Annotated in this window: 1 protein-coding gene; it reads right to left on the bottom strand. The window is 64.3% G+C overall.

Annotation, left to right across the window (positions count from 1 at the left end; all coding sequences use genetic code 11):
• Positions 1-54: 54 nt before the first annotated feature.
• Positions 55-9,153: an amino acid adenylation domain-containing protein gene (locus ABH909_RS14140; RefSeq protein WP_429434009.1), complete on the bottom strand. Its 9,099-nt coding sequence runs from the start codon at positions 9,151-9,153 to the stop codon at positions 55-57.
• Positions 9,154-9,185: the final 32 nt, after the last annotated feature.

A 9,185-nucleotide genomic window follows, 5' to 3' on the forward strand; every position in this document is an offset into this window, starting at 1 on the left:
AGACCTGTAAAAAAAAGTGGGACATGAGCGCAAGGGTCGACGGGCCGAAGGCAATCATTGTTCGGCATCCTTCACGACGCTGCGACGACGGGCCTGGCCCAGAGTGCTCTGACGCGCGCTGCCGGCTTCACGCAGCGCGGCTTGAGCCTGGTCGCGGCGGGCCTGTTGCAGTTGATTGAGTGGCACCAACAACTGAGCGACGCTGGTGTCAGCGTTCAGCACAAGTTGCTCCAGCAGGCAGACGAACAGACGGTCGAACAGTTCGATGTAGGCACTGGTGTAACGCCCGGTGTCGTAGTCGTAGACCACCAGCAGGCCGTCGCCGTCATCCACGACGTTGATCAGCAGGTCGACATCCGAAGCTTGCGGTTCCAGCTCTCGCTCGCTGATCGCCAGCCCCGACAAATGCAGATCCTGCTGGCGGGTGTTCTGCACCACCAGTTTGATCTGGAAGAACGGCGTGTACCGCGCGTCCCGCTGCGGCAGCAGGTCGGCCACCAGGGCATCGAACGGCAAGTCCTGATGGGCAAAGGCATCCAGCGCCACACGACGGGCATCGCCGAGCAACTGGTCAAACGTCTGCTGCGGCGTGACGCGACAGCGCAATACCAACTGGTTGACGAAGAAGCCGACCATGTCTTCGGTCTGTTGCTGATGACGGTTGGCGATGTCGGTGCCCACCAGCAGGTCTTCGCGTCCGGTTTGCTGATAGAGCAACACGTTCAGCGCACTGTGCAGCATCATGAATGGCGAGGCCTCGCGAGCGGTCGCCATCTCGCCGATGGCCCGTGCCAGCGACGCTGACAAGCGACTGCGGTGCCGCGCGCACCCGCTGTGATCGCGAGTCTGGGCGCCGGGCAACAGCAGCGGCGCCGGGCTGGCGTGCAGCTGCTGGCGCCAGTAGGCCAGTTGTTGTTGCCAGACCGGGCCCGGCAGGTGCGTGCGTTGCCACATGGCGAAGTCGGCGTATTGCAGGGCCGGGGTGTCGATGCGAGCAGCGGCGCTGCCGAAACCGGCGTAGTCCAAAGCCAACTGATCCACCAATTGCGCGATGGACCATGCATCCACCGCGATGTGGTGCATGGCGATGGCCAGCACATGAGTCTGCGCGTCCAGTTGCAGCAAACGTGCACGAATCAATGGTGCCTGCGTCAGGTCGAACGGTTGACCGAAGACCTCGGCCAATTGCGCCTGGATGGCCGGCTCCTGTTCCTGCGCCGCGATCTGTTGCAGATCGCTGACAGGCAGAGCAAATGCCTGCGCCGCTTCGATCCGCTGCCAGGGCTCGCCATGATCGCTGTGCACGGTGCTGCGCAATACTTCATGGCGGGCGATCAGTTGCTCGAATGCCAGGCGCAGGGCTTCAACATTCAGCGCCCCGCTCAAGGTCAAGGCGAATGGAATATTGAAACCGCTGGAGCCAGGGTTCAACTGCTCAAGGAACCACAAACGCTGTTGGGCAAACGACAACGGCAGCGGCTGCGAACGGTCGGCCGCGGTGATCGCGGGCAGGGCCAAAGGCATGGCTTGCAAGCGGGCGCTGTCGATGGCGCGTGCCAGGTTTTTCAGCACCGGGTGATCGAACACCGCACGCAATGGCAGGTCCACGGCGAGTTGGCTGCGAATTCGCGAGACCACCAGCGTCGCCAGCAACGAGTGTCCGCCGAGGGCGAAGAAATTGTCGTCGGCACCGATGCTCGCCACGTTGAGAATCTGCTCCCAGATCGCCCCCAGTTGCTGTTCGGTGTCGCTGCTCAGCGGTTGTTGTTCGCTCAAGTCGCTATTGTCCAGCGCACGTGCGGTCAGTAGTTTGCGGTCAACCTTGCCGTTGGCGTTCTGCGGCAGCGCATCCAGTTGTTGCCAGTGGGCCGGCACCATGTACGACGGCAAGCGTTGGCTCAGCCATTCGCGCAGCACGGCTACCGGCGTGTCGTCGCCGGTCCAGTAGGCGACCAGTTGCAGGTCGCCACGCTGGTCGGCGTTGACGATCACAGCCACGGCGTGCACGGCGGGATGACGTCCCAAATGATCTTCGATTTCACCCAGCTCGATGCGGTGACCACGGATTTTCACTTGCTGATCGCGGCGACCGAGGAACTCGATCACGCCGTCCGCACGCCAGCGTCCCAGGTCACCGGTGCGGTAGAAACGCGCACCGGGTTCGAACGGGTGTGCCACGAACGCGGCTTGGGTTTTCTCCGGATCGTTGAGATAGCCGCGACCAACACCGACGCCACCCACGCAAATTTCACCGGGCACGCCCACTGGCACCGCACGTAATGCCGCGTCCACCAGGTACAGATGATTGTTGGCGGTCGGCCGGCCAATCGGCATGGCGTTGCCGCCTTCTTCAGGCACGGTGGTCAGCGGGTGGAACGCCACGTCGTCCGAGCATTCCGCCGGACCATAGGCGTTCATCAGCGGTACATGGGCGAAGCGACTCAGCCAGGCCTGGGCCAGCGCCGGTGGCAGGGCTTCGCCGGTCGGCAGCAACCAGCGCAGCGCCGACAGTTGCGTGTCGGTGCTAGCGAGGTCGAGCAGGGCGCGGATCATCGTCGGCACGGCTTCGAGCACCGACAGTTGCTCGTTTTCCAGCGCTTGCAGCAGGCGCTCGGGGTCGTGGGCAATCACGTCCGGCAAGATATGCACGGTGGCGCCAAGGATCGGTGCGGCGAGGAACTGCCACACCGAAATGTCGAACGCCGGGGAGGCGGTCTGGGCAATCCGGTCCGCGCTCGACAAGCCCAGGGTCGGCACCTTGCCGAAAATGTTGTTGAGCATGCCCCGTTGCTCGACCATGGCCCCTTTCGGCGTACCGGTGGAGCCTGAGGTGAAGATCACGTAGGCCAGATCGTCGGGGCTGCCCGCCACGTTCGGCGGCGTTGCATCGCCCGCCAGCCACAGGGTTTCGGTGCGCAGGCGGCGCGGGGTCGCGGTGCTCGCGGCCAGTGCCGGGTCGATGACCGAGTCGGCACTGTCACTGGTCAACAGAATCGTCGCCCCGGACAGTTCGAGAATCTCGCTCAGGCGCTGTGGCGGATGCTTGATGTCCAGCGGCAAGTACGCCGCACCAGCCTTGAGCACGGCGATCATCATGCTCAGCAATGGCAATCCGCGTTCAGCGGCCAAGGCCACCAGCGTGTCGCGACCGGCGCCGGTTTCGATCAATGCACGAGCCAGGCGGTTCGAACGCTGATCCAGTTCGGCATAACTCAGACTGTCGGCGCCACACACGGCTGCAATGCGCTGCGGATGCTCCGCTACGTGCCGGGCGAACAGTTCGGCATAGGTTTGATCCAGCGGGAAGTCGAGTTCACTGCGGTTCCAGTCCACCAGCAGGGTCTGGCGTTCGTCCGGCGTCAGCAACGACAGCGTGGCCAGCGGTGCATCAGGCTGGGCGACCATTTGCGTGAGCAACTGACGCAGATGGCCAAGCATGCGCTGTACGGTGTCGGTGTCGAAACGTGCGGCATCGTAAGTCAGGCGAATGCCCAGGCGATCGCCGGGGTAGAGCACCACGGTCATCGGGTAGTTGGTGTGCACCCGGTCTTCGTAGATGTCGACGTTGAAGTCGACCTGGCGGTCCGACAGACCTGCGTCGAACGGCGCGTTTTCGAACACCACAAGGCTGTCGAACAACGAACGACCGTGCTCGATTTCACTCCAGCGCTGAATGTCCACCAGCGGTGCATGTTCGTAGGCACGCAACTCGTAGTTGTGCGCGAACAGCGCTTGCAGCCACGGCACCACGGTTTGCGAATCGTCGACCTTGACCCGCAGCGGCAGGCTGTTGATGAACAACCCGACGATGTCTTCCACGCCCGGCAAATCAGTCGGACGTCCCGACACCGTAACGCCGAACAACACGTCATCGCTGCCGCTGTAACGGGACAACAACAAGGCCCAGGCGCCCTGAATCCAGGTGTTGGGCGTGAGCTGGTGCTGTTGGCACAACGCGGTCAAGGCGCGGGTGTCGGCAATCGACAGGGTGACGTCCAGGTTGGCCACCGCTTCGACCGCTTGCTCGGTCACGGCCGGGCGATCCACCACCAACGGCGTCGGCGCGCTGAAACCGGCCAGTTCGCGGGTCCAGAATTGTTCGGTGATGGACGTATCCTGGCATTGCAGCCAATGGATGTAATTGCTGAACGACGGTAACAACGGACGCGCCACAGGCTGGCCGAGTACGCGGGCCTGGTAATGGGCGAACAGGTCGGCCATCAACAGGCCGAAGCACCAGGCATCAGTCAGGATGTGGTGGAAGCTGCGCACGATCAGGAACTCCTGATCGGCCACCTGGAACACCCGCAAGAAAGTCAGCGGCGGGCGGCGCATGTCGAAACCCTGACGGCATTCGGCGTCCAGCACGGCATCCAGTTGACGCTGGCGGCTCGCTTCGTCGAGGTGCCGCCAGTCGTACCAGGCGAAGGCCGGATCGGTGTCGTGATAGACACATTGCAGCGCGGCCTTGCCGTCCTGCCACCAGAAACCGGTACGCAGCATCGGGTGCCGGGCCAGTTGCCGGGCCCAGGCGAATTCGATGGCGCTACGGTCCAGTTCGCCATCCCAGCGATAACGTTGCTGCATCAGGTAGATGCCGCTGTCGGGACGCAGCAGGGTGTGCAACAACATGCCTTCCTGCATCGGCGACAGAGGCAGCAAATCGTCGATGCCGGCCCAGTCGAAGTTGGCACCCAAGGCCGTGAGATCGTGGCCGGCGGCGCGGCACAGCGGGAACGCGTGGGCACCCGGGATGGCTTGCTCGGCATCGGCAGCCAGCAGGGCCAGATGCCGCTCCAGTGCTTGAGCCCAGTGTTCGGCGCCTGGACCACGGCAATCGATGTGCAGTTGACCCTGTTGCAGGCTCACGGACAGGGTCAGCCCGGCGCCATCGATGGGCGCGCTGGCGGCGATGACCTCGCCCAACGGTCCTTCATGGGCCAGCCATTCACCGGCCATGACGATATGCACAGTTGGCTGCGGCAGGCTTAGCAGCGGTTCATGCAGGTAGTCGTTGTCGGCCAGATAACGCAGCACGCCGTAGTCGTCGCCAAAGTGCGGGGCGGCGGCCAGTTGCGCGTCGACCTGCGCGAGCAGCTGCGCGGCGCTGGTGCCGGGTGTCACGCTCAAACGCAGCGGAACGGCGTGGCTCAGCGCGCCAATCACCGTCGCCGGGTCGAAGTCGGTACGACTCAGGGCGCTGCTGAGCGGCAAACGTGCGCGCTCGCAGCGACCGCGATCCAGGCTCAGCCAGACGTCCTGTTCGGCACTTTGCTGCGCCAGTTCCGCCGCGACGGCGGTGGCCACCAGCGAAGCCCAAGGCGCGTGGCTGCGGCGTTGCAGCAGGTTCAGACGGGCGCTCAGTGGCACCGGGATCTGCACGCGGCGTCGTTCAGTCGCCCCGTTGTCCTGCTGCGTGGTCGGTGGCAGGGTTTCACCGGCATATTGCAGCCAGTATTCCCAGGCCGATTCCAACCCGTCTTCATCGCGGGCGCAGCGGTTTTGATGTTCGGCCCATTCATCCAGATGGCCGCCGTGACGCGGCAGTTCGATCGCGCGGTCATATTGCGCTTGAGCCACAGCCAGCGCCAGGTCAGTCATCAACAACGCCCAGGAAGCAGCATCCAGGCGCAGTGCATGGGTAACCAAGAGCACGGCGTCGCCCTGTTCCGACAGGCATGCGTGCCAGCCTTCGCCCGCCGCGTGATCCAGTGTGGCCAGTGTGGTTTCGGCCAGTGCGTTCAGGTTGTCAGTGTCGAGCGGCTGACGGCTGGCGCTGACCGGTTTCGGCGTGCTCGGCAGGGTTTGTGCCCAGCTACCGTCAGTCTGTTGGGTCAGGCCCAGCTGCAGTGCGCGGTGTTGCTGTTGCAGAGCCAGCACGGCGCGGTTCAACACTTGGAGGCTGATCGGCACATCAAGCGCCACGCAGCGCCAGTCTGCTGCCAATGGGCCGGCTTCGAGACGGGCGTGTTGACCTGCGGTCAGCGGTACATTGCGCGCAGCGTAGGTGGTGTCGCGGCTGTAGCTCGCGCCTTGGCTGATCACCGCGGAGATTTCAGCGATGGTGCGGTTTTCGAACAACTGCTTAGGCGTCAGCTTCATGCCGCGCTGATGGGCGCGGGCGATGATTTGCAGGTTGAGAATCGAGTCGCCGCCCAACGCAAAAAAGTTGTCATGAATCCCCACGCGCTCGACCCGCAACACGTCCTGCCAGATCTCGGCGAAGGCGATTTCCACCGCATCGCGGGGGGCCTCGTAGTTGTCCTGGCGGGTCGGTGCATCGGGCAATGGCAGACGGGCGATGTCCGGTTTGCCGTTAGCGTTCAGCGGGATGGCGTCCAGGGCGATGAAGTCCGCCGGCACCATGTAGTCCGGTACGCGCAGAGCCAGATCGGAGCGCAGTTTATCGGTCGAGAGAGAGGTGCTGGCTACCAGCCAGGCCACCAGTCGCGCGGGTTCGTCAGACGGTTGCACCACGCGCACCAGCACTTGCTGGATATTGCTCGACAGGCGTTTGATCTGTGCTTCGACTTCGCCCAGTTCAATGCGGTAGCCGCGCAATTTAACCTGGTTGTCGACGCGCCCAAGGAACGCGAGTTCCGCGGATTCCAGCCAGCGCACACGGTCGCCGGTGCGGTAGGCGCGGGGCAGATCGGCAACGGCCGTGAAGCGTGCAGCGGTTTGCACCGGATCGCCCAGGTAGTCGATGGCCAGGCCTTCGCCGCCGACCCACAATTCACCCGGCATACCGACCGGCACGGCGTGGCCCTGGCTGTCGAGTACCCGCAGTTGCCGGTTCGGTTGCGGATGGCCCAGCGGCTGTACGCCGGCCAGTGGCTGTTCGATGCGCGACAGGCAAATGCCGACGGCGCTTTCGGTCGGGCCGTAGTGGTTGTAGACCGCGAGTTCCGGACGCAGCGCGCCGATAGTGTCCAGCAGCGAGCCTTGCAGCGCTTCGCCACCCAGTAGCAAGGCGCGGCGCGGTAACAGACGAGCATCAGGGTGCGCGGCGAGCAAACCGTGCAGGTGGTTGGGCGTGAGCTTGACCAGGTCCGGCGTGAATTCGCCAAAGCACTGCGCCAGGGCATTCGGGTCGGCGCGGGTGTCGTCGTCCACCAGCAACAGGCTGCCACCGCTGACCAGCGCCCCGAACAACTGGGTGTAACCAAGGTCCGCCGCCAGGGTCGACAGCAGCGCATGGCGCCACGGTTGTTCGGCCTCGGCGCAACCCAGTTCGGCCAGAATGCCGCTGACATAAGCAACGATAGCCCGATGGGACAAACGCACGCCTTTTGGTGTGCCAGTGGAGCCGGAGGTGTAGATCACATAGGCGCAGGCCTGTTGATCCACCGCTGGCAGGTCGATGCCGGTCGCGCGGGCTGAGGCGTCGATCACCTGCGCAGAGGCGGTGTCGAAGGTCGGCGCGCCAATGATGAAGCCCTCGTCGGCGCTGACCATCAGCGCACTCAGGCGCGAGGCCGGTTGGCCCAGGTCCAGCGGCAGGAAGCACGCGCCGGCCTGCATCACCGCCAACAGCGAGACCACTGCGTCGTTGCAACGGGGCAGGGCCAGGGCGACGCGATCACCCTGTTGCACACCGCGCTGACGCAAGGCGTGGGCCAGTGCGGTCGAGGCTTCAAGCAGCTCGCCGTAGCTCAATGCACCATGGGCGTCGCGCACCGCTTCACGCTCGGGATGGCGGCGGGCCTGAGCGGCGATCAGTTCATGCAGCGCAGCATCCGGCACTTCAAGCGTCGCGCCGTTGCCCCAGGTGCGAGTCAGGTTCAGTTCCTGCATCGGGCACAACGGCACGTTGGCCAGTGGCCGGTTGGCGTCGCGGCTCAGTTCGTCAAGCAGCGTTACCAACTGCTCCATCAGGCGCGCGCCGGCCGCATCGGACAAGCGTTTGCGTTGGTGCACCAGATGCAGGTGCAAGCTGTCGCTTTCCATTGAAGCGATCAGCGACATCGGGTAGTTGTTGCGCCCGCCAGTGTGGCGCAACGGCGCGGTATGTTCGGCATCCGGCAGCCCGACAAGGCCGTCGTCGATCTGATCCAGCTCCCGGGGGAACGGGAAGTTTTCGAACACCATGATCGCTTCGAACAACTCGCCACCGGGCGGCAGCGCGGTCAAGGCCCGCAGACTGGCGAGCGGCGTGTGTTCATGCTCGCGCATCTCGGCGTTCCAGTCCTGGATGCCGGCCAACCATTGGCCAACGGTTGGCGCATCGTCCCAGCGAACCCGCAACGGCAAGGTATTGATGAACAGACCGACCATGCGCTCGACGCCGCTCAGGCGCTGTGGACGCCCGGCCACGGTGACGCCGATCAGGGCCTCGTCGCTGCCGTTGTGGCGACCCAGCAAGTAAGCGTACGCCGCTTGCAGCAGGGTGTTGACGGTGAAGTTGTTGTCACGGGCGAAGCTACTCAGGCGCGCAGTCGTTGTCGCATCCAGCACGCGCTGGTGTTCGGTGCAAGGCAAGTGCGCCTCTGCCAGCTCGGCGAGCAAGCCGCGCGGGTCTGATTCGGGCACGCGGGTGGTGTTGGCGAAATCCGCCAGGCGGCTGCGCCAGAACTCATCAGCGGATGGGCGTTCATCGAGGTAGGCCACGTAATCCTGGAACGGTCGCACCGCTTCCAATGCCGCGTTTTGCCCGCGACGGGCCGCGCGAAACAGATCGCGCCAGTCCGCCAGCAGCGAGCCAACGCTCCAGCCGTCGAGCAACAGGTGATGGTGCGTCCACACCAGCGACCACTGCGCTTGTCCGTTCACATCGTCCAGACGCGCCAGGGTCAAGCGCATCAGTGGCGCGGCGCTCAGTTCGAAGGCTTGTGCGTGATCTTCCGCCGCCAGGGCCGGCAGCCCTTGCGGGTTGCCGCGCAAGTCGACTTCGCGCAGCGGCAGATCGACTTCCTTGAGGATGACCTGATAAGCGTCGTCCAGCTCTTCCCAGAGAAACGCCGTGCGCAACACCGCGTGGCGCTGCATCAGCGCAATCCAGGCCTGACGGAACGCGTCGAGGTCGAGCTCACCGGCCAGGCCGATGCTCATTTGCTGGTAGTAGACCCGCGACTCGGGCGCATAGGCCTCGTGGTACAGCAGGCCTTTTTGCAGCGGCGTCAACGAATAGATGTTTTCGATTTGGTCATGCATGGCAGCAGTGTTCAATCCAGGAAATCGTAGAG

The organism is Pseudomonas sp. BS3782 TE3695, assembly GCF_050435305.1.
Classification (GTDB): Bacteria; Pseudomonadota; Gammaproteobacteria; order Pseudomonadales; family Pseudomonadaceae; genus Aquipseudomonas.